This is a genomic window from Photobacterium sp. GJ3 (assembly GCF_018199995.1).
Classification (GTDB): domain Bacteria; phylum Pseudomonadota; class Gammaproteobacteria; order Enterobacterales; family Vibrionaceae; genus Photobacterium.
This window is the reverse complement of sequence record NZ_CP073578.1, coordinates 3,552,808-3,574,832: the sequence shown is the minus strand read 5'-3', so window position 1 is coordinate 3,574,832 and position 22,025 is coordinate 3,552,808. Positions and strand designations below refer to the sequence as shown.

General features: G+C 53.3%; 20 protein-coding genes. 5 read left to right on the top strand and 15 right to left on the bottom strand.

What is annotated here, in order from left to right; translation table 11 throughout:
- Window positions 1–19: 19 nt before the first annotated feature.
- Genes KDD30_RS16665 through gspC form a run of 11 tightly spaced genes read right to left on the bottom strand, consistent with a single transcriptional unit; the run spans window position 20 to window position 10,526 of the window.
- Window positions 20–502: a type II secretion system protein M gene (locus tag KDD30_RS16665; RefSeq protein ID WP_211646816.1), complete on the bottom strand. Its 483-nt coding sequence runs from the start codon at window positions 500–502 to the stop codon at window positions 20–22.
- Entirely contained in the window at window positions 499–1,794 is a 1,296-nt protein-coding gene (gene gspL / locus KDD30_RS16660; protein ID WP_211646815.1) for a type II secretion system protein GspL, read from the bottom strand. The genes KDD30_RS16665 and gspL overlap by 4 nt, the downstream gene beginning before the upstream one ends.
- Window positions 1,763–2,782, bottom strand: a complete 1,020-nt coding sequence (gene gspK / locus KDD30_RS16655; RefSeq protein WP_211646814.1) for a type II secretion system minor pseudopilin GspK — start codon at window positions 2,780–2,782, stop codon at window positions 1,763–1,765. Before gspK ends, gspL begins: the two co-directional genes overlap by 32 nt.
- A complete protein-coding gene (gene gspJ / locus KDD30_RS16650; protein ID WP_211646813.1) occupies window positions 2,779–3,441 on the bottom strand; it encodes a type II secretion system minor pseudopilin GspJ in 663 nt (220 codons plus the stop codon). Before gspJ ends, gspK begins: the two co-directional genes overlap by 4 nt.
- Window positions 3,431–3,808, bottom strand: a complete 378-nt coding sequence (gspI, locus tag KDD30_RS16645) for a type II secretion system minor pseudopilin GspI (RefSeq protein WP_305800641.1) — start codon at window positions 3,806–3,808, stop codon at window positions 3,431–3,433. The genes gspJ and gspI overlap by 11 nt, the downstream gene beginning before the upstream one ends.
- Window positions 3,805–4,380, bottom strand: coding sequence for a type II secretion system minor pseudopilin GspH (gene gspH, locus KDD30_RS16640; protein ID WP_211646812.1), 576 nt, complete (start codon window positions 4,378–4,380; stop codon window positions 3,805–3,807). The genes gspI and gspH overlap by 4 nt, the downstream gene beginning before the upstream one ends.
- Before the next feature lie 6 nt (window positions 4,381–4,386).
- Window positions 4,387–4,818: a type II secretion system major pseudopilin GspG gene (gspG, locus tag KDD30_RS16635; RefSeq protein ID WP_211646811.1), complete on the bottom strand. Its 432-nt coding sequence runs from the start codon at window positions 4,816–4,818 to the stop codon at window positions 4,387–4,389.
- Window positions 4,819–4,841: 23 nt separating this feature from the next.
- Complete coding sequence (gene gspF / locus KDD30_RS16630) at window positions 4,842–6,062, bottom strand: type II secretion system inner membrane protein GspF (protein ID WP_211646810.1); 1,221 nt, start codon at window positions 6,060–6,062, stop codon at window positions 4,842–4,844.
- Window positions 6,062–7,558, bottom strand: coding sequence for a type II secretion system ATPase GspE (gspE, locus tag KDD30_RS16625; RefSeq protein WP_211646809.1), 1,497 nt, complete (start codon window positions 7,556–7,558; stop codon window positions 6,062–6,064). The genes gspF and gspE overlap by 1 nt, the downstream gene beginning before the upstream one ends.
- Window positions 7,558–9,573: a type II secretion system secretin GspD gene (gspD, locus tag KDD30_RS16620; protein WP_211646808.1), complete on the bottom strand. Its 2,016-nt coding sequence runs from the start codon at window positions 9,571–9,573 to the stop codon at window positions 7,558–7,560. The genes gspE and gspD overlap by 1 nt, the downstream gene beginning before the upstream one ends.
- 38 nt (window positions 9,574–9,611) lie before the next feature.
- Window positions 9,612–10,526: a type II secretion system protein GspC gene (gspC, locus tag KDD30_RS16615; protein WP_211646807.1), complete on the bottom strand. Its 915-nt coding sequence runs from the start codon at window positions 10,524–10,526 to the stop codon at window positions 9,612–9,614.
- 327 nt (window positions 10,527–10,853) lie between these two features.
- On the opposite strand from gspC, the gene hslR reads away from it, so the two are divergent.
- The 4 genes from hslR (at window position 10,854) to KDD30_RS16595 (ending at window position 16,378) form a co-directional block, all read left to right on the top strand.
- Window positions 10,854–11,258 carry a ribosome-associated heat shock protein Hsp15 gene (gene hslR / locus KDD30_RS16610; protein WP_211646806.1) on the top strand — a complete coding sequence of 135 codons (405 nt, stop codon included), beginning with the start codon at window positions 10,854–10,856 and terminating at the stop codon, window positions 11,256–11,258.
- A gap of 26 nt (window positions 11,259–11,284) precedes the next feature.
- On the top strand, window positions 11,285–12,163 hold the full coding sequence (hslO, locus tag KDD30_RS16605; protein ID WP_211646805.1) for an Hsp33 family molecular chaperone HslO: 879 nt from the start codon (window positions 11,285–11,287) through the stop codon (window positions 12,161–12,163).
- Window positions 12,164–12,474: 311 nt separating this feature from the next.
- On the top strand, window positions 12,475–14,109 hold the full coding sequence (pckA, locus tag KDD30_RS16600) for a phosphoenolpyruvate carboxykinase (ATP) (protein WP_211646804.1): 1,635 nt from the start codon (window positions 12,475–12,477) through the stop codon (window positions 14,107–14,109).
- Window positions 14,110–14,359: 250 nt separating this feature from the next.
- Window positions 14,360–16,378, top strand: coding sequence for an AsmA family protein (locus tag KDD30_RS16595; protein ID WP_211646803.1), 2,019 nt, complete (start codon window positions 14,360–14,362; stop codon window positions 16,376–16,378).
- On the opposite strand, the gene KDD30_RS16590 is transcribed toward KDD30_RS16595, so the two are convergent.
- The 3 genes from KDD30_RS16590 to KDD30_RS16580 all read right to left on the bottom strand — a co-directional run bounded on the left by KDD30_RS16590 (window position 16,333) and on the right by KDD30_RS16580 (window position 18,736).
- Window positions 16,333–17,253 (bottom strand): bifunctional GNAT family N-acetyltransferase/hotdog fold thioesterase, encoded by a 921-nt coding sequence (locus KDD30_RS16590; protein WP_211646802.1) that lies wholly within the window; start codon window positions 17,251–17,253, stop codon window positions 16,333–16,335. The genes KDD30_RS16595 and KDD30_RS16590 overlap by 46 nt on opposite strands.
- 79 nt (window positions 17,254–17,332) lie before the next feature.
- Window positions 17,333–17,770 (bottom strand): D-aminoacyl-tRNA deacylase, encoded by a 438-nt coding sequence (gene dtd, locus KDD30_RS16585; RefSeq protein WP_211646801.1) that lies wholly within the window; start codon window positions 17,768–17,770, stop codon window positions 17,333–17,335.
- 9 nt (window positions 17,771–17,779) lie between these two features.
- The gene (locus tag KDD30_RS16580) at window positions 17,780–18,736 is read right to left on the bottom strand and encodes a virulence factor BrkB family protein (RefSeq protein ID WP_211650139.1); all 957 of its coding nucleotides are present in this window, start codon (window positions 18,734–18,736) and stop codon (window positions 17,780–17,782) included.
- Between the two features lie 169 nt (window positions 18,737–18,905).
- On the opposite strand from KDD30_RS16580, the gene KDD30_RS16575 reads away from it, so the two are divergent.
- Window positions 18,906–19,550 (top strand): DUF2959 domain-containing protein, encoded by a 645-nt coding sequence (locus KDD30_RS16575; protein WP_211646800.1) that lies wholly within the window; start codon window positions 18,906–18,908, stop codon window positions 19,548–19,550.
- 117 nt (window positions 19,551–19,667) lie between these two features.
- On the opposite strand, the gene typA is transcribed toward KDD30_RS16575, so the two are convergent.
- The gene (typA, locus tag KDD30_RS16570; protein WP_211646799.1) at window positions 19,668–21,497 is read right to left on the bottom strand and encodes a translational GTPase TypA; all 1,830 of its coding nucleotides are present in this window, start codon (window positions 21,495–21,497) and stop codon (window positions 19,668–19,670) included.
- Window positions 21,498–22,025: the final 528 nt, after the last annotated feature.

Genomic DNA, 22,025 nt, shown 5'->3' with positions numbered 1-22,025 from the left:
AATACTCGAAACCCCACGTTTAGCCTCGTCCCAACTGTAATCGATTCACTTCTACCACGCCGGCCTGCGGCGTTTTGGACACATCCAGAAACTGCGCTTCAATTCCATGCTCATCCCGAAGGAAAGACAGCCAGTTCATCAGGGTATTAAACGGCAACGGCTGCACCCAAACCTGGACACTGTCATCTCGCTGCTGTGGCTGCATTCGGATCAGTTCAATCCGAAAACGCCGGGTGGTTTCATTGACAACCTGATTCAATCCCTGAGAATTCACAGCCGCGGTCGTCCCGGTTTGTGCTCTGAGCTTGATGATGTTGTTGGCCGTTTGATTTACCCAGGCCAGTAACTCCTGTTCTTTGACGAGCTGCTTCTCTGCCCGATCTGCACGTTCAGCCATGGGTTGCCAGATCCCCCAATACAGCACAGCAATCACCAGAGCAATCCCGCCTCCCATGACCAGTCGTTGCTCCCGACTGCTCAGTGCTTTAAACCACTGGTTCACGTTCGCCTCCTCAGGACCAGCGCACCGCTGACCTGCTGACCATCCCGGTTCAGTTGTCCCTGATCCACTTCGAAATCTTCCACCAGTAATACTCTGAGCTGTTCAAAATGCTGAAACTCTCCCGCGACTGCCTGTAGGCGTAATTCATTCCGGTTCTGATCATATTTCAGGTTCTGCACAGAAATCTGAGGCACTTTGCTCAGCGACGGTCGCAATTTCACCAGCCAGGGTAAAAGCCCCTGACCCGATTCAGTCCCACCCAACCGGCGCTCCTCATTGATCATCTGGGTTCTCAGATAACTGGATCGATTAATCCCTTTATGCTGCGGCAGCACCTGATGAATAATCCGGAAACTCTCGTTCTGGTATGCCTGCGCCTGCTGCTCCATGCTCTGAACTCTGATCACGTATTCCGCAATCATCACGCCTAACACCAGCGCGGCCGCAATGCCGACTTTCCGCCAGGGTTTGAACGCCTTATGCCAGGTCGGCTGTAATTTATATGGCCCCGACAACAGGCTTGCTTTACTCTCACTGGCTCCTTTTGCCAGCAAGGCCATCACCAGCTCCGGCGCTTCGGCCTGCCAGTGACCCGGCATCCCCTGCGGCGCCGGTGTGAAATGCCGGATCCGGGTCTGGGTTTGCGCTGCATCTTCATCCATCAGTGCTTCAGCAGCAGCTTCCGCATCTTCAGCCTGCAACTCGGCAGATTCTTCTTCCATCACCTGACTGATCAACGGCACTTTCTGGGCCATCAACCAGCCCGCTAACCAATCCGGGTCAGCACAAATGCCCTGCGTTTCAGACTGACGCAGTAACCACTGCCCCTCAATTTCCGCAGCGCTGTAGCTGTTTTCAAAGGCTGGCAGGCAAAGGCAGTCCGGAATCACTTGACGGACGGTCAGACCTGCGGCTTCACACTCTGCCAGCCAGGCTTCCATCCGTTGATGGCTGACCACAGCAACATGTGCCTTGTCTGACTCACGCTTGAGCATGTGGATGTGCAAATCGTCCACATCCTGAGCCAATTCTTCTTCCAGCAGGTAAGGCAGCACCTGTGCCAGCTGGCGGCCAGAGCCCGAAGGAATGGATACCTGACTCAGCAGCACATCACTTCCCGGCACCAGTAAATACACTGGTCGGTTTGCCCCATATTCAGCCAGCTCACCCAGCTGACTGCTGTCAGCCAGCTCACCTGAAGCAATCACTTCCTGTTGCTGTAGCGACCAGACCAGCCAATGTACCGGCCCGGCAGGACGGCTACTCAGCCTTATCGTCAGAAACTCGCTCACTCATTCCTCCATAACGGCGACGTACCACAGTCACCTTGTCTTCCCCGTCTCGTTTGAGCAGGGCTAAAATTCGCATTCGGGCCCGGTCTACTGTCACTTCAGCATCCAGCTCGAAATAATCACTTTTGACGGCCAGATAAGATTTGGCCTGATCCCGGACAGCTTTCGATACCCGGTTAATCGCTCCCTCAGCGAGAAAAGCATCCACGTCCTGCCAGCCATCATACGGGCGATTTTCAATTAACTGACGGGCATCTTCCAGGCTCAGCTCCGGGGTGAAGACACCGGCCAGCAATGCTGCCTGTGAGGCTTTGACGGTATTCACATTGATCAGCAAATCTGTGGTTGGCAGAGCACAGAGTAAAGGTCGCGCTTGCTGGTACATCTTGGCGCTCACGCCATTCACGGCGCGAAACTCCGTGACATCCGCCATCAGGTTACGCGGCGGTAAATAGGCAGGTGAAAATCCTTCATAGCTGCTGTCGCCGGCACCGTAAGCACTGTAAACCGTCTCATCCGGATCGACATACTCCCAGACCGAGTCTGCTGCGACTTCCGCTTCATAACTTTCAGATCCGCTTTCTTCCAGCAGAGACTGCAGAAAACGGACCCGAAATGGCTTATTTGTGCGATCCGTTTCCGGGGTCTGACCCGATAAAGCATTGAGATTGAAGCAGGCTTGTAAGTCATAAATATTGCCTTTCACTTCTCCGTTATCCAACGGATAACTCTGCCCTTCTGTCGCCCAGACCTGACTCAAATTGACGGTGTCGCTATCAGACAGGCTTTGTTCAATGGCCACTTTGGCCAGTTGCTCCATCCCCTGGCTATACCAATAGGCCTGCTGATTAAACACCTGATTTTCAACCCGGTAAAAATTCAGTTGCAGGCGTTCGGTCATCTGAACGGCCAGCAAGGTCATCATGGCCAGTAAAAGTAAAACCACGATCAAGGCAACGCCGCGCTGTTTTCTGGGTAACGGCCTCATGAGTCTGCCTCGTCATCCCGCTTGGTGCCCGAAGGTAACTTTGCCTCCGGCAACAAATAAACCCGTTCAATTTTATCGAAGTCTTTCAGCGTCAGGGTGACTTCAATCCCTTTCGGTAACGTGGTGTTATCCGTCCAGTTTTCCTGCCAGCCCTGCGCGCCATAGAATCTGAATTTCAAGGCAGTCACACCCGTCAGAACCTGACGTACCAGCGGCTCGGCCCCGACGACCGTATCCGGATACCGGAACCAGACCCGCTCTAAATTTTCTTCAACAATACGATAGCCGACCCGAAGAATTTCACTGCGAGGGAACATCTGCTGCGGATTTTGCCAGCCATCCCGGGTAAAAATAATGCCATAGCTGGCGGAATCGAGCAGGTATTCTCCACTCTGAAGTAAGGGGCCACTTTCTGCATTGCCCTGTTGTCTGACCTGACGGGCAACCATCTGACGGAAATCACCGTCGAGCATCACCATCGCCCGCTGAATTTCCTGCAGGCGGGTATTATGTTCCCGGGATTGTTCATCGCTGCGCTGGACGCCGTTCATCACCTGATATGCCGAGATACTCAGCATGGCAAACACAGCAATGGCGACCAGGACTTCCAGCAAGGTAAAACCGGCTGAACGCTGGCGCGAGCGGCAATCAGTTTTCAATGTAGGTCCTTAGGGTTGCCACCCGATCTTTCATCGTTTCATCTGTCGCCACAGAGACATCCAGTGCGCGCAGATAACCATCTGCAGTTTTCGTACTTTTTACAGACCAGTACCAGGTCTGTCCCGCCAATTCTGACTGGCCTTTCTTCTCCGCCGTCAGTTTATCGCCGGTCATCAGCAGCCGGGCCAGCTCGTTATCTGCAACCATGGTTGCAAACGTTTTCTGTTCCAGATAGCCGATGGTGTTGATGTGCTGGCCCACCGCTTTCATCACACTCAGCGAGGCCGTTGCAAAAATAGCCAGTGCAACCAACACTTCCAGTAACGTAAATCCGGCCGACCTGCGTGTGGTAAAACCAGACATCATGGTGCATTCCCTTCGCGCGTTTCTCCCGGTGCCAGCAAATGCAGTTGTCCGACTTCATCGGCTTCCACCCGCCAGACATCCGTCTCTCCGCTTGCATCGAAGGTCACCGAAAACGGGGTATATTCTCCGCTCGCCATCACGATAATTTGCGGGGGTTTTGCCTGTTTGTCTTCTTCCTCAGCAAACAGGTCTTCATCAAACAGCGAGCCCGGCTCAAACAGACGATCGTCGTCCTGCCAGGCATCGCTGCCAATTTTCACGTCCATACCCAATTCATTGGGCAGACTCACTTCGGTAAAATAACGTGAGTCTTTCAGGGGCTGCCAGCCTTCCGGCGCCAACTCAAAAAAGCGGTAGTCTTTTCTGTCGACCCGAACCCCATAATCACGACCGTTGAGCATGGCATCCTCACCCAACAACTGCACCAGATAATGAAAACGTTGCGCTTCTTCTTTCAGCGCATCGTCTTTCGGGGCAGGCAAAGTCAGAATGACAGCCACGGCACTGGTTGCCAGCAGCACCAGCACCAGCATGAGTTCGATCAGGGTAAATCCGGCAGCCTTACGGAACATAGTGTCTTAACGGTAATCCAACATATTCCAGTTGCCGATGTCGGTATTCACCCCTTCACCGCCTTCCTGGCCATCCGCACCCAGGCTGTAGATATCCACAGAACCATGTTCACCCGGCATCATGTACTGGTACTCATTTCCCCAAGGGTCTTGTGGCAAGCGCTTGATGTAACCACCGTTGCGGTAATTACGCGGCTCCGGACTCGGTGCTTTCACCAGCGCGTCCAACCCCTGTTCATTGCTTGGATAGATACTGTTATCCAGTTTGTACATATCCAGTGCCTGTTCCAGTGCACCGATATCGGTCACGACTTTTTGCTGGTCGGCCTTTTCTTTATTACCCAAAAGATTCGGCACTACCAGACTAGCCAGGACGCCCAAAATCACGATAACCACCATGACTTCGAGCAGGGTAAAACCGCGTTGTTGACGTTGCATTTACATAACCTCCAAAGGAAAAACTACATGCCCACCATGTTATTCAGGGCAATAATCGGCATCAGGGTTGCGATCACAATAAACATCACAATCCCAGCCATCACGACAATCAGCAGGGGTTCAAAAACCCCCAGCGCCATATTCACCAGAGATTCAAAATCTCTGTCCTGGTTATCGGCCGCCCGGGTCAGCATCTGCTCCAGCTCACCACTGCGCTCACCACTGGCGATCATATGCAGCATCATGGGTGGAAACAGCTTGGTTTGCTCCAGCGAGACCCGCAGACTGGCCCCTTCGCGCACTTTATCAGACGCCTCCAGAATCTGTTGGTTCACCCAGGTATTGGTCATGACCTGAGAAGCCACTTTCATCCCCTCCAGTAACGGGATGGCACTGGAAGTACAAATCGACAGCGTCCGGGCAAATCGCGACGTATTCAATCCCCGCGCCACTTTCCCGATAACAGGTACGCTCATCATGCGCCGATCCCAGTTCAGCCGCAGATCCGGACGACGCAAAGCCATGCGCACGCCCATAATCAACAGCAAAATCGCCAGCACAACGAGGAGCCCCCAGTTCTGAACAAAGTTACTGGCCACCAGCAGCACCTGAGTGATCTGCGGCAGTTCCTGGCCCATATGAACAAATTGATCCACAATTTTGGGCACAACCGTCGCCAGCAGGAACGCCACCACAGTCACCGCGACCAGTGTCAGCATGGTGGGATAGATCATCGCCTGCTGTAATTTACTGCGCATTTTCTGACGGTTTTCCGTGTAATCGGCCAACCGGTTCAGAACCGTATCCAGGTGACCGGATTTTTCACCCGCAGCCACCATTGCACGAAAAAGCTGATCAAAAATATGCGGAAATTCCGCCATACTGTCGGATAAGGTGTAACCTTCGACGACCCGGGAGCGAACAGCCAGCAGCATATTTTTCAGGCGGGCTTTTTCACTCTGCTCCGCCACCGCTCGCAAACATTCCTCCAGTGGCATGCCCGCCTGAACCAGGGTTGCCAGTTGGCGGGTCAGCAGCGACAGATCATTGGTACTGATCCCCCGGCGAAAGGCAATACGCCCGCCGGCTTTTCGCTTTTCCCGCTCGTGACTCTGACTGACTTCCACCGGGATCAGCCCCTGCTCACGCAGTTGCTGACGGATCTGGCGCGCCGTATCGGCTTCCATCACCCCTTTTTTCTGGCGCCCTTTGGCATCCAGCGCTTTATATTCAAACGCTGCCATTATCCCTCCCTGGTGACCCGCATGACTTCTTCCAGTGTGGTGATCCCCAGTCGGACTTTCGCCAGGCCATCATCACGGATACTGGGGGTATGCTGACGAATCACTTTTTCGATTGCCTGTTCACCGGCATCAGCGTGGATCAGTTCCTGCACCTGTTCATCCACCAGTAAGAGCTCATGGATCCCGGTCCGGCCCCGGTAACCTTTATGATTACAGTGCTCGCAACCAACCGGGTGGTACAGCGTCAGCGATTCATATTCAGGCATATCGAAGAGTTTTTTCTGCTCACTGTCTGCCAGATAAGGCTGACGGCACTCTTTACAGAGCGTCCGGACCAGACGCTGTGCCAGCACGCCCAGCAGAGAGGAAGAGACCAGGAAAGGTTCAATACCCATATCCCGCAAACGGGTAACGGCACCGACAGCAGTATTGGTATGCAGAGTCGACATCACCATGTGACCCGTCAACGAGGCCTGGACGGCAATCGAGGCCGTTTCCAGATCGCGGATCTCACCGACCATCACCACATCCGGATCCTGACGCAGAATCGCACGCAGTCCGCGGGCAAACGTCATATCGACTTTAGAGTTGACCTGGGTCTGGCCGATGCCATCAATGTCAAATTCGATCGGGTCTTCTACCGTCAGAATATTCCGTTCGCTGCTGTTGAGCTCCTGCAGGCCCGCATACAATGTCGTGGACTTACCGGAACCCGTCGGGCCGGTGACCAGAATAATGCCGTGCGGCCGTTGGATCAGATATTGGAAATGTTCATGAATCCCGGCCGTCATTCCCAGGCTGTGCAAATCCAGGCGTGTGGCATTTTTGTCCAGCAGACGCAGCACCACGCGCTCACCGTGAGACGATGGCATGGTCGACACCCGTACATCCACAGCACGCCCCCCAATACGCAGGGAGATCCGGCCATCCTGAGGCACACGCTTTTCTGCGATATCCAGCCGGGCCATGACTTTGATCCGCGACACCAGCAAAGGCGCAAGTTTCCGGCTCGGATTCAGCACTTCACGCAACACACCGTCGACCCGGAATCGGATCGACAGGGCTTTCTCGAAGGTTTCGATATGGATATCCGAAGCCCCTTCCTTGATCGCTTCGGCAAGCATCGCATTGATCAGTTTGATAATCGGCGCATCATCTTCCGATTCCAGCAGGTCTTCAGTTTGTGGCAGTTCCTCCGCCAGCGAGAAAAAGTCGTCGCTGTCAGAGCCTAAGTCTTCCATCAGTTGTCGGGCTTCCGAAGAATCACGTTGATAGGCATCGGTCAGACGCTGTTCAAACATCTCCGGGGCCAGTTCTTCAACGCGAAAGCTGCTGCCACAGACACGACGGACTTCTGCCAGCACGACCGCTTTCAAAGGACCGCCATGATAAAGCACCCGGCCCTGCTCGCCCGCTTCCAGCACCACTTTGTGGCGCTTGGCAAACGAAAATGGCAAACGGAACTGCACCAGCTCAGTCGGGTGCATGCTGTCCATTACTGCTCCTCCAGACGCGAAACGAAGGCGCGGACTTCCGGCGGCAACGAGATATCCTCGCCGTATTTTGGCAATACCGGCGACTTGGTGCTTGGCATCAAACGCAACCCTTCTTCTGCCTTATACAATTGCTCCGCACGGATATAGTTGTATTTACGCTGTGTAATCCCATCCGCCGTCACACCATCACGAATAATCGTGGGTTTGATAAAGACCATCAGGTTGGTCCGACCCCGGCTGGTATTGTTAGACTTAAACAGATGCCCCAGAATCGGAATATCGCCCAGTAACGGGATTTTCGATTCATTTTCGTTGGTCTCATCCTGAATCAGACCGCCCAGCGCAATCATCTGACCGTCCTGAATCAGTACTGAGGTAGTGAGCTGACGCTTCGAGAAACGCACATCGACGGCACCATTGGCACCAAGCACGTTCGAGACTTCCTGTTCAATCTTCAGCTGAACCGAGTCCCCTTCGTTAATCTGAGGTGTCACTTTCAGCTTGATGCCCACTTCCTTCCGTTCAACGGTCTGGAATGGGTTGTCATTATTCGAGCTGGCCGTTGAACCAGTCACAACCGGAACTTCCTCACCGACAATAAACGATGCTTCGCCGTTATCCATCACGGTAATACTTGGTGACGACAGGATATTCGATTCACGGTCACTGGCCACGGCATTTACCAGCATGGTCCAGTCACCCATGATCAGGCCCAGCACTGCACCATTCGCGCCCGACAAAACCTGACCCAGTGTGGTGAAGTCGCCGCTTTCAGTCACCTCTACATCGACCAGGTTATTGTTGTTGTCGAAGCGTTGCTCCGTCCGGGTGGTATCCTGCGCTTCTTCCAGACCAATCAGGTACTGGCCAATCGGAACATTGGAGTTGCCAAACTGCACCACACCATTTTCCTTCGAGCCATACTGGATACCGAAATTAATCCCGGCACCTTCTGACAGCTCGACGATCATAGCTTCAATCAGAACCTGGGCCCGGCGGATATCCAGCTGAGCAATGATGTTTTCCAGGGCTCGCATGATATCTGGCGGCGCTGTCAGGATCAGGGCATTGGTATCGGCATGTGCCGAGATCATGACTTCACTTTGTTTACTGCTGGCTGCCTGACCGTTGCCCTGCTTTTCAGCCTGCAAGTTATCCGACACGCCTTTCAGCACATCCACCAACTCTTCTGCATTGGCGTATTTGAGGTAAACCACCCGGTTATTGCCCGAGCTGGCCATTTCTTTATCTAACTGACGAATCAGACGCTTGAGGCGCTCACGCACTTTCGGATCGCCGGAGAGCAGCACGGAGTTAGTCCGCTCATCCGCCACCAGTTTCGGCTGCAAGAATTCCGGCGTCGATTTGGCATCGACTGATTTGTTGAGCGCATCAACAATCCGCACCATTTCAGCGGCAGAAGCATTGTTCAGTTCGACGACATCAATTTCTTTATCACCGGCGCGGTCGACCCGCTCAATGATCTCTGCCAGTCGATTCACCACCGCAGCACGGCCGGTGATCATGATGATATTGGCCGGGTCATAGTGAACCACGTTACCGGCACCGGCGTTATCATTCAGCTGACGCAATAAAGGAGAAAGTTCCCGGACCGACACGTTCCGAACCGCAACCACACGGGTGACGACTTCGTCGCCCTGTGCCTGGGTTTTACTGTCAACCACAGGGATAGAAGAGATTTTTGCGTCTTTGTCCCGAATAACTTTCAGAACACCGTTTTCCATTTCAACGACGGCGAACCCGTAAACTTCGAGAACATTAAGAAAAAACTGATAATACTGCTCATCATTCAGCAGATCGTAACTGCGTACATTCACTTGCCCCCTGACGGATGGGTCGACAATGATCGTTTTTTGCAGGTTACGTCCAACAATATTAATAAACTCTTGAATATCAGTTCCTTTGAAACTGGCGCTGAATTCGCTTGCCAACAACGGCGTTGACAGCAGGCTGGCCGCCAGCCACAGGGTGCCCTTACCCATCCATTTTTTCACAACAAACTCCTGCGTGTGTACGCAATGTGTTCAGGCTGCTACTGCAGCTCAATATATATGTCATGTAACTGCCCGTCGCGCTCCACGGTCAGCGTAAGCTCCGTGGCGGAAGACAGTTCGGTCCATAGCCGTGCCATCACGGCTGGATCCTTCAAATCATTGCCGTTCAGGCTGACTGCCAGATCTTCCGGCTGTAGCCCGACCGCATCAAAAAGTACCCGGTTTTTCCCCGGATTCACCCGGTAACCAATCAGATCTTCATCTTGTTTAACCTGCGACAGTCGAATGTAAGAAAACAGGTTTTGCGGTTTCTCCATGATTTCCTGTTTAATTTGTGCCAGCTCATCCCCACTGTTGGCTTCTGTTTCCTGGGATTCCGGGGCCGGAGCCTGCCGAACAGCCGGGGCAGAGGCAGGCGACGTCGCACGGGCATTGCCGTTCTGACCAAACTTCACGCCATCCAGCATCAAGGTTTCATCCCGGCCATTATTCCGGATGATGACCCGATCAACATACACGGCCTGTAAAGTGGCACGTGTCCCGTCGATCGCTTCGTTCAACCCGTAAGTATTTTGTTTACCCCGGTTGGTGATAACCGCCAGTGTGGTATTCGGATCACTACTGGCAACGACGCCTACCAGCGTCAGGTTCAGTTTGGTCTCCGGTGCATCCTGTTTCACAGGTTCTGGCGCGACTTGGGGTGCATCTGCACGATAGCGACCAAACAGCTCCATCCCTGTAATATCAGATACCTGAAATCCCTGCTGTTTACTTGCGGCAGCCTGAACCGAAGGCGCTTGCCAGACGGAAGGGGATTCAACCGGTTGCAGGAATGACCAGACTAAGCGGCCCAATATCCAGGCCAGAAGAACGACCAGCCCCCAAGTCACGATTCGTGTCAGGGTCTGCATGGATGGCATTCGTTTGCCCGCGACAGCCTGACGCCAATGCATTGTTACCCTCGCTACATCCATTACTTGTTTCTGCCTCGAGACTCTGTGTAATCAATAATATGACAAGACAGCCTTGGTTAAGGTTCCCCAAAAATCAAGCAGTTTTCTGCATGAAAGGTCCCCATAAAAACTCATCTTGTTGCATGACAGGTTAATATAGCAAACCCACTCACCGAAAAAACACAACTCTCGCAATTAGAATGTTGTTTCATGTGAGGAATTTCCCATTCATTGTTGAATTTGCGATCTGGCATCACCATTTAGGAGAGCTGACGCGGCTTTTCCAATGTGATATTTTTAGCGCCCATTTGGGTAAGGAGCCAGAACATGAGCCGGCAAACATCCGAATCCAACGCACAAGACGTGCGGTTAGACAAATGGCTGTGGGCGGCCCGCTTTTATAAAACCCGATCCATCGCACGCAATATGATTGATGGCGGTAAAGTGCACTACAACGGCCAGCGAGCCAAACCCAGCAAAATTGTTGAAGTGGGCGCAGAAATCAAACTGCGGCAGGGCAATGAGGAAAAAACCGTCACCATCCTCAAAGTGTCCGGCACACGGCGTGGTGCCCCGGAAGCACAAACCCTGTATCAGGAAACCGAAGCCAGCCTTGCCCAACGTGAGCAACAGGCCCAAATGCGCAAACTCAACGCCAACAACCCGCATCCGGATAAACGTCCGGATAAGAAGCAGCGACGCGATATACTTAAGTTTAAAAGCAATCACTAACCGTGACTGCCGGAGAAAACAAAATCATGACCAGCGATACTCTTTACCGTTACCTGTTTGACGATGTTTCTGTGCGGGGTGAACTCGTTCAGCTGAGCGATACCTACAAGCACATTGTCGGCAGCAAAGATTACCCGGCTCCATTACAGACCTTACTGGGTGAACTGCTGGTCGCCACCAGCCTGCTCACTGCGACCCTGAAATTCGAAGGATCGATTACCGTTCAGCTTCAGGGAGACGGTCCGGTGAAGCTAGCGGTCATTAACGGCGATCATAACCAGCAGATGCGCGGTGTTGCGCGCTGGGATGGGGACATCCCGGCTGAAGGCAACATTCATGACCTGATGGGCAAAGGCCAAATGGTCATTACCATCACCCCGAATCAGGGTGAGCGCTATCAGGGCGTCGTCGGGCTGGAAGGAGATAACCTCGCGGCCTGTCTGGAAAGCTATTTCGCCAATTCAGAGCAGTTGGCAACCCGAATCTGGCTGCGTACCGGTGAACTGGACGGTCAGAAAAAAGCAGCGGGCATGTTGCTGCAGATTCTGCCCGACGGCAAAGGCGATATCAGCGATTTCGAACACCTGGAGCAGCTGACCGGAACGGTGAAGAATGAAGAACTGTTCACACTGACAGCCGAAGATGTGCTGTACCGTTTGTATCATCAGGAAAAAGTGAAGCTGTTTGAACCTCAGCCGGTCGCTTTCCACTGTGGCTGTTCACGAGAGCGCAGTGCCGGTGCAATCAAGCTGCTGGATCGGACTGAAGTTGAACGCATTTTGCATGAAGAAGGCAAAGTTTCACTGCATTGTGATTACTGCGGTACCAGCTATGATTTCGACAGTATCGACATCACCAGCCTGTTTGAAACCGGCTCTGAAGGCGATCAATCGACCCAGCATTAATTTTCAGCACTGAATAAGACTGAAAGTAAATTACAGAAGCCAGCAGCATGCTGGCTTTTTTTTTAAGCCCGACACAATTTTCTGCTGCATTCTGTAAGGTACCTACAGGATAACCCACCTTAATTAGCAAGTAATATTAACCACTTACACTGGCATTCCCCATTCCTGACAGGGTAAAATTAGGCTAGGTACAGATAAAAAATACAGCTCAATAACCACTTTTTGTATGTGGTTACAAGAAAAGTTACCTCCCTGACTTCAGGGTAAAAAAAAGACAGCCAATACTACCTCTTACCCCCAAGGAGCCGCTGATGACCGTCATGCACGCCGAAGAAAACCAGGCTACCCAACAGTTGGATTTATCTCTGTACGGTATCCAGAACGTGAAAGAAGTCCTTCGTAACCCGACCTACGAAGTCCTTTTTGCTGAAGAAACCAAACCAGAACTGGCAGGTTATGAAAAAGGCGTAGTGACTGAGCTGGGTGCCGTTGCTGTTGACACCGGTATTTTTACCGGCCGTTCTCCGAAAGATAAGTACATTGTTGAGGATGACACCACCCGCGACACCCTGTGGTGGTCCAGCCAGGGAAATAACGATAACAAACCGATCACGCCTGCCGTATGGCAAGATCTGAAGGCGCTGGTCGCCAACCAGCTTTCAGAGAAACGTTTGTTTGTAATCGACGGCTACTGTGGCGCGAACCCGGATACACGCCTGTGCATCCGCGTCATCACAGAAGTGGCCTGGCAGGCACATTTCGTGAAAAACATGTTCATCCGTCCAACCGACGAAGAGCTGGCAACGTTTGAGCCCGATTTCGTGGTCATGAACGGTGCGAAATGCACCAACGACCAATGGCAGCAACACGGCATGAATTCTGAAAACTTCACCGTGTTTAACCTGACCGAGCGCATGCAGTTGATTGGCGGCACCTGGTACGGCGGTGAAATGAAAAAAGGCATGTTCGCGATGATGAACTACTTCCTGCCGCTGCAGGGCATCGCTTCCATGCATTGCTCAGCCAACCAGGGGGAAAACGGTGATGTGGCTGTCTTCTTTGGCCTGTCCGGCACCGGGAAAACCACGCTGTCGACCGATCCGAAACGCAAGCTGATTGGGGATGACGAGCACGGCTGGGATGACAACGGTGTATTTAACTTCGAAGGCGGCTGCTACGCGAAAACCATCAAACTGTCGAAAGAAGCCGAGCCAGACATCTACAATGCCATCCGCCGTGATGCACTGCTGGAAAACGTGACGGTACGCCCGGATGGCACCATTGATTTTGATGATGGCTCCAAAACCGAAAATACGCGCGTCTCTTACCCGCTGTATCACATCGACAACATTGTGAAGCCGGTGTCCCGCGGCGGTCATGCCAACAAGGTGATTTTCCTGTCCGCGGATGCCTTTGGTGTCCTGCCGCCGGTTTCTAAGCTGACGCCAGAACAAACCAAGTATCACTTCCTGTCAGGCTTCACCGCCAAACTGGCGGGCACTGAGCGTGGGATTACCGAACCGACACCTACCTTCTCGGCCTGTTTCGGCAATGCGTTCCTGAGCCTGCACCCGACGCAATACGCTGAAGTACTGGTCAAACGAATGGAAGCAGCCGGCGCAGAAGCTTATCTGGTCAACACGGGCTGGAATGGCACCGGCAAGCGAATTTCGATTCAGGATACCCGTGCCATCATTGATGCGATTCTGGATGGCTCCATCGAGCAAGCCGACACCAAACAGGTGCCGATTTTCAACCTGACCGTCCCGACGGCACTGCCTGGCGTGAACCCGGAAATTCTGGATCCACGTGATACCTACGCAGATCCGGCGGCATGGGAAACGAAAGCGACGGATCTGGCCGAGCGCTTTATCCGCAATTTCGAGAAATACACCGACAATGCCCAAGGCGCTGCACTGGTTGCTGCCGGCCCGCAACTCGATTAAACATCGTCCAGTCTGTACAAGCCCTGCACCGCAGGGCTTGTTTGTCTCTGAACCAAGCGCACACCCGAACGACTTCTTTCATGAAACGCTAAATCAGCTACAAATTTCAGCCGCATTTCTTGCCAAGCATCCGTGATTCCGTCACTCTTTTTACACCGACCAGACCATGCAGTTTTCTCAGGATTTTCATCACCGCCCGATCGCCCGGCAGCGGCCTAAACATGGTTTGGCGGCTGATATGGAGTTCGGCATGCGATTCATCTTCAAAATCATAGCTTCCCTGTTCATCCTGCTACTGATGGCAGCGACGATTGCGCTGATCCTGCTGCATACCCGGCACGGGGCAGGTATGGTCAATTCCGTGTTTCGCGTCATCGGCGATGCCCGGTTTGAGGTCGCAGACATTGAATACTCAATTCAAAGCGATCCCCGTCACCTACGCCTGATTCAGCCAATCTGGCACCGCGATGGCGAGTTACCGCTGCAAGCTCAGGTCATCGACCTCTGGCTGGCTCCTCAGACGCTCATCCGTGACGGCTGGCATTTTGACAGCCTGTTGATTCAGGGGCTGACTCTGAACAGCCTGCCTGAATTTGAGCAGCACGCGCCGCACATCAGTACACAACGCCTGGCGCTGACCGAACTCAATCTGATGACCCCCGAAATTCAGCTGAACAATGCCCGTTTGGAACTGGATCAATGGCACAACCAGGGGCCGCTCTGGACGGCATTCTCCGGCGATTTCCGCCTGTCTGCCGATGAGGCCCGCTGGCAGGATCAGATCCTGAGCAAACTTCTGATTGACGGAGAGCGCAGCACAAAAGAGTGGACAATTTATGGCGCATCTTTCAACTGGCGTCATGCCGGGTTCAACGGCCAGGCCGAATATCTCTCTGAGGCCCGTCGCCTGATCGTGCATCAGCTGACCGCCACCCGCTTACAGCTGGACAACACCTTTCCGCAGCAGGCCTTTCAAACCCTGACAGAGCGTGTCCGGACGTCTGGTCTGAGCCTTGAGCTGCGTCGGCTGGATGTGCTCGACAGCAGTGTGGAACAGGCCGCCTTCAGTGCCAATCAGGCCAGTCTGTCACTGGAAAACTGGCACTGGCCCGGCGAGCTCTGGCAGCAGACTGATGCACGCCTGACCCTGAACGCAGACACATTGCGCTGGCATGATCTGCTGCTGGAGAGCCCGCTGGCTGAACTCCAGATCTCTCCGGGGCAAATCAACCTCAATGGTTTTTCCGCCCGGCTGCTGGAAGGCTATGTGCGCACCGAAGCCACACTGACGCCGGATGCCGTGATTCTGCACCAGTTGAAACTGAATGGCGTTCGCTGGGTGATGCCGGAAACGATTCAGGCTTGGCTGATGGGCGATCTGGTTCCGCAGACGCCGCTCCAGACGCAACTCAGCCAGTGGTGGCATCAGGTTCAGGAGCTCAGTGTGGATCAATTATCCGTCAACTATAGCCAACTGACCGGGACTTACCCACCGCTGCCGTTCCAGCTCAGTGACATCAACCTCGAAGGGACCGGACTGGTCTTACTCCGGGAAGGACAACCCGGCCTGTGGCAGGGTCAGTTTGCTGCCGGTGCCGGATTCACAAATGTTCGCCAGATTACGGTCCGCGATCCCTGGCTGACGATGCGCAGTCAGGCCGGACACTGGCAGATCACCCAGCTCAGTTTACCGATTGGTGAAGGGCTGCTGGAAGGCAAAGGCGACATTCATCTCAACGAATCCGGCTGGCCCTGGCAGTTCAAGCTCTCGGGTGACAGTCTGCCGGCGCAACTGCTGACGCAATGGCTGGGATTGCCACTGCCCTTACAGGGCGCAATCGATCTCACCGCCAAGGCCAGCGGACTGGGTGAATTCCATCACGGTCTGGCCTACAGCCTGCAGGGAGAACTGGATGCCTCATTCCGGAAACTGGCTCTGACGCAGCCGGAAGCCACGGTTCTGAATCGCTGGCAACAGCTCAGCGCACTGGCGTTGCCCCCATCGGGTGCAGAAGAAATATCGACCCAGATGCCGGTGACACTCAGTCCGTTGCAGATCCGTGCGGACCGCGGACGTATCCGCCTTGCACCGATGCAATTTCAGAGCGAGCAATTACAGGCAGATCTGAGCGGAGAATGGGATTTGGCGACACCGTCAGACCGGGCGATCCAACTGAACGCCAGTGATGGCTGTCAGCAGATCACCCGGCGCTGGCACGATGATCAGCAGGAGACCACGGCCTCTTCCTGCGAGCGGAACAGCATATAAGTCCCGGTGAACGTTGCCGCGAGGGTTTCACCACTGAACACCTGTACCTCGACCACCATACGGCCCTTGCGACCGTTGGCAATCCGATCCAGATCGCCGGTCAGGGTTTCCACCCCGGTGACAGCGCGAGGCCGGGCTGTCACTGGTGCAGAATAGCGAATTTTACTGTCGACCAGCATGATATCCGCTTGGAGCTGGCGCTCTTTCAGCAGCATCCACAAAAATCCCCAGCCCGCCAGCGTCGCCATGGTAAAAATACTGCCGGCGAACATGGTGGCTCGGGGATTGAGATTCGCGTTCAGCAGCGCACAGACTTCGAAACGATACCCGGTGTACTGGCTGATTTTCACACCCATTTTGTCGCTGATTGGGATCTGGGAGTGCCAGACATCCTGCAGTTCCTGACACCAGTCCGGGTGGCGCACCACTTCCGTCAGCGGGTCCAGGTACTTCAGCATCTGCTGATGGCGAACCGGACCACGCTCTTCATTCAGCTCACCCTGATTGCTAAACCCATTGATCTGATAAAAACGAATGGCTTCCTCACGGGCGTTACAGACCAGACGTTTGGCCCCTTCCTGACGGGCGAGCGATTCCAGCGCCATCAGCAGCAAGCCACCCATGCCTTTATTGCGGTAATTCGGATGCACGGCCATGTAGCGGATCTGGCCGTCATTTTCCGGCGTCATATACAGTCGGCCAATCGCGACAGGCTGGCCTTCATCACCGACAATCATGCGATGAAAACTCAGTGCATCGTAAGCATCCCGCTCCGAGCCGACCGGCATATGCCAGGGCTGACGCAACATTTGCCAGCGAAAATCAAAATATCGCGCCAGCTCCGCATCCGTTTGCGGGGTGATCAGTCGAAACATAAGGTCCTTCTCCAGTCTTTCAAATCCATGCGTACAACGGTTCACCCACCGGGTTTACTGTCGACTTTCTCAGTGTAGGCTAACACTGAAGCCAGAACGTCACCGGGCCGTCATTGAGCAAGGCCACTTTCATGTCTGCTGCAAAACGCCCGGTTTCTGTCCGGATCTCCTGTTCCTGACACGCGCCAACAAAATAGTTGTACAAACGTTCAGCCTCTGCCGGACTTGCGCCGGCTGAAAAGCTCGGACGCATTCCGCTTTTGGTATCTGCCGCCAGCGTAAACTGTGACACCACCAGCACACTGCCCCCGGCCTGTTGTACATTCAGGTTCATTTTTCCGGCGTCATCTTCAAAGACCCGATAACCGAGTACTTTGTCCCGCAGGCGCTTCGCTTTCGCTTCGTCATCGCCTTTTTCGACGCCGAGCAGCACCAGCAAGCCTTTGCCAATAGCACCGGTCACGGCGCCGTCGACAGTAACACTGGCTTCACTGACGCGTTGTATCAGTGCAATCATTCATTTCCCCTACCGCTTGGAATGTTTCTCTTCTGGCGGAGGATTGTCCGATTTGTCGGCGGATTTGTCCACTGATGCCAAATGGCGGTTCTGACCCGTTTCGGCAGCGTCATCCGGAACAGCCGCTTGACGCCAGTGTTTTTCCTCACACAAACTGGCCGTGATCTCAGCACCCAGCAGCACAATACACCAGCACAGATAAACCCAGACAAAGAGAATCGGCACCACAGCCAACGCGCCGTAAATCACCTGATAGGAGGGGAAATTCGTAATATAGAGCGCAAATCCTTTCTTACTCAGCTCAAACAACGCACTGGCAATCAGAGCACCAATCAGGGCATTGCGCAATCGAACTTTGGTGTTAGGCACCAGCAGATAGAGCCCGAGAAAGGCCAGCGTCGACATCAGTACCGGCAGACCCCGCAATAATTGCCGCACAAACCCGCTGACCGTTTCGCTGCCCATAATATTGAGCGAGGCCAGATAAGAGCTGATGGCCAGACTGGAGCCCACCAGAATCGGTCCCAGCGTCAGGACCATCCAGTAAATCGAAAATGAAATCACCAGGCGCCGTGGCTGGCGGACCCGAAAGATATAATTCAGTGACTTATCAATTGAAGAGATCAGCAAAATGGCGACTACAAAAAGCGCGCCAATCCCCACTGCCGTCATTTTCCCGGCATTCGCGACAAACTCGTTGAGGTAGTTCTGCACCACATCTCCGGCCGTCGGGACGAAGTTTTCGAAGACAAAGGTCTGCAATTGCTCACCCAGCGACGCAAACACCGGGAAGCTCGACAGGGCCGATAACACTACGGTGATCAGCGGCACCAGAGAAAGCAAAGTAACATAAGCCATTGATCCGGCAGTCACAGTCAGCCGATCATGGTCAATTCTCCGGTATAAATACTGAACAAAATGCCACAGAACTGTGACCGTCTGGCGCAAACCCGGTCCGGGTATCATTTTTTTATCTGGCATATTGGATCAATCTTTGTTTTTATCGCAGGTTGAATGAAACTTAAACGGTGAGCGTACAGGTTCATCTGCCTCACCATCGTCGGTATGTATATCAAGAACATAGTGCGTCCGGTGCAGAATCACAACTGACCGCTCGCCAGCCAGGAGCTTTCCAATGCCTTATGCTTTCGTCCTGATTCTGAGTCTGACCCTGCTGTCTGGCTGTCAGAGTGCCTATTATTCTGCCATGGAATCTGTCGGCGTCCATAAACGCGATATCATGGTCGACCGCGTTGAAGATGCGACCAATGCTCAGAAAGATGCGCAGGAACAATTCACTTCTGCGCTGGAAGCCCTGCAATCACTGACCCAATTTGATGGCGGTGAGCTGGAAACAACCTACGAGCGGGTCAATGCGCAATATGAAGCCAGCAGCGACGCCGCCGATAAAGTCAGTGACCGGATTGCTGCCATTGAAGATGTGGCCGATGCCCTGTTTGAAGAATGGCAGGAAGAATTGAGTCTGTATACCAGTAGCAATCTGCGCCGCGACAGCGAGCAGAAATTGAGGGCAACCCGCGCCTCTTACGAGAAAATGATTTCAGCGATGCACAGAGCCGAAGGAAAAATGAAGCCGGTACTCAATACACTGCGCGACAACAGTCTGTACCTGAAGCACAACCTCAATGCGGCTGCGATTGGCTCACTGCAGGGTGAATTCCGTTCACTGGAGCGTGATATCCAGCGTGCCATCAGCGATATGCGTTCAGCCATTTCAGAATCTGAGCGATTTATTTCCCAGCTGAACCGAAACAGCTGAACCGACGCAAGCTGAGTAACACGACCGGCATAAAAAATCCCCCGATGAAAACCATGTGGTCAGCATTCGGGGGATTTTTTTCTTCGGCGCCAGCTTTGCTGGCGCACAATTTAAATCTTACTTCGCGCCACGGCTCGCACGCTTACGATCCGTTTCGGTCAGCAGTTTCTTACGAATACGGATGCTTTCCGGCGTCACTTCTACCAGCTCATCGTCATCGATGAATTCCAGTGCCTGCTCCAGGGTGTATTTGATTGGCGTCGTCAGCACCTGCGCATCATCCGTACCGGATGCACGAACGTTCGTCAGCTGCTTGCCTTTCAGGGCGTTAACCGTCAGGTCATTGTCGCGACTGTGAATACCAATCACCATGCCTTCGTAAACTTCGACACCGTGACCAATGAACAGACGACCACGCTCTTGCAGGTTAAACAGGGCGTTTGTCAGCGCTTTACCCGCGGCATTTGCAATCAGCACACCATTGACGCGCTGACCGATCTCACCACCTTTGTGCGGACCATAATGATCGTAAGTATGGTAAATCAGGCCAGAACCTGAAGTCAGCGTCATGAACTCAGTCTGGAAACCGATCAGACCGCGCGATGGCATCACGAAGTCCATCCGCACACGACCTTTACCATCCGGTGCCATGTCTTTCAGCTCGCCTTTACGCAGGCCGATTTTCTCCATGATGCCACCCTGATGCTCTTCCATCACATCAATGGTCACCGTTTCAAACGGTTCCATCAGCTGGCCGTTTTCTTCTTTGATGATCACTTCAGGACGGGATACCGCCAGCTCGAAGCCTTCGCGACGCATGTTTTCGATCAGAATCGACAGGTGCAGTTCACCACGACCTGACACGCGGAATTTGTCCGGGTCTTCTGTTTCTTCAACACGCAGCGCAACGTTGTGAACCAGCTCTTTCTGCAGACGCTCCAGAATGTTACGAGAGGTCACGAACTTCCCTTCTTTACCGGCAAACGGAGAGGTGTTCACCTGGAAAGTCATGGTGACAGTTGGCTCATCGACGCTCAGCGCAGGCAGTGCTTCAACCGCGTTGACATCACAGATGGTGTCAGAGATTTTCAGCTCACCCAGACCAGTGATCGCGATGATGTCACCAGCCGTCGCACGATCGATATCGTGACGCTCCAGACCCAGGTAGCCCATGACCGTACCGACTTTACCGTTACGGGTTTTGCCGTCTGCACCAATAATGGTCACTTGCTGGTTGGGTTTGACAGAACCACGGGTGACACGGGCAACACCGATCACGCCTACGTAAGAGCTGTAATCCAGCTGAGAGATTTGCATCTGCAGCGGGCCGTCTACGTCAACAGATGGCGCAGCCACGTTGTCTACGATCGCCTGGAACAACGGTTCCATGTTCTCGCCGGTTTCGCCTTCTTCACGTGATGCCCAGCCGTTGAGTGCTGATGCGTAAACCACCTGGAAGTCCAGCTGTTCGTCAGAAGCACCCAGGTTGTCAAACAGGTCGAATACCTGATCCATCACCCAGTCAGGACGTGCGCCCGGACGGTCGATTTTGTTGATGACAACAATTGGCTTCAGGCCGTGTGCGAATGCTTTTTGCGTCACGAAACGGGTTTGCGGCATCGGGCCGTCTACCGCGTCGACGATCAGCAGTACAGAATCCACCATCGACATAATACGCTCTACTTCACCACCGAAGTCGGCGTGTCCCGGGGTGTCCACGATATTGATGCGGTAATCATTCCAGTTAATGGCGGTGTTTTTCGCCAGAATGGTAATGCCACGCTCTTTTTCGATATCGTTGGAGTCCATCACGCGTTCTTCAACGCCGCCACGGGAGTCCAGAGTACCTGATTGCTGCAGCAGTTTATCTACCAGGGTCGTTTTACCGTGGTCTACGTGCGCAATGATTGCGATATTACGTAATTTGTCGATCTGTGGATTAGACATGGATTTGGCATTCACTCAGCTATTGCGACCCCCTGATCACAGGGTATCACTGATTAAAAAAACGGCTCATAATCTACCAGATTTTACGCCAAAACCCAGCAATTATGTGATTTATATCATCGCATCGGAACCAAACTAGCAGCGCTTGATGAGAAAAACACAAAAATATGATTAAAAACAGCCAATTAGATTGAACCCTATCGGGCTGATCTTTTATAGTGCAACCCGCCCGCCACGCGGGTGATTGACAATTCACCAGCGTGGGCTAAATATAGCCGAAGTCTTTGACAGTCTGTTTGCACAGGCCGCAAAGCGGGAGATGAACCCCAAAACGCACCATATTGGTGCACAGTCTCACCATAACAGTGCACGGAAGCCCAAGTTTTTCGGTACTGAGCGCCATGACAGGGCGTAAACAGCGCAATTTTGGGGCTTTTAAAAGTTGGCATGGATTTCGCAATATTCTTGGTATCGGAGCACATGACTGTTCCCTTCCAAATATTTTTTGCGGCCAGTTGCCCAAATCTA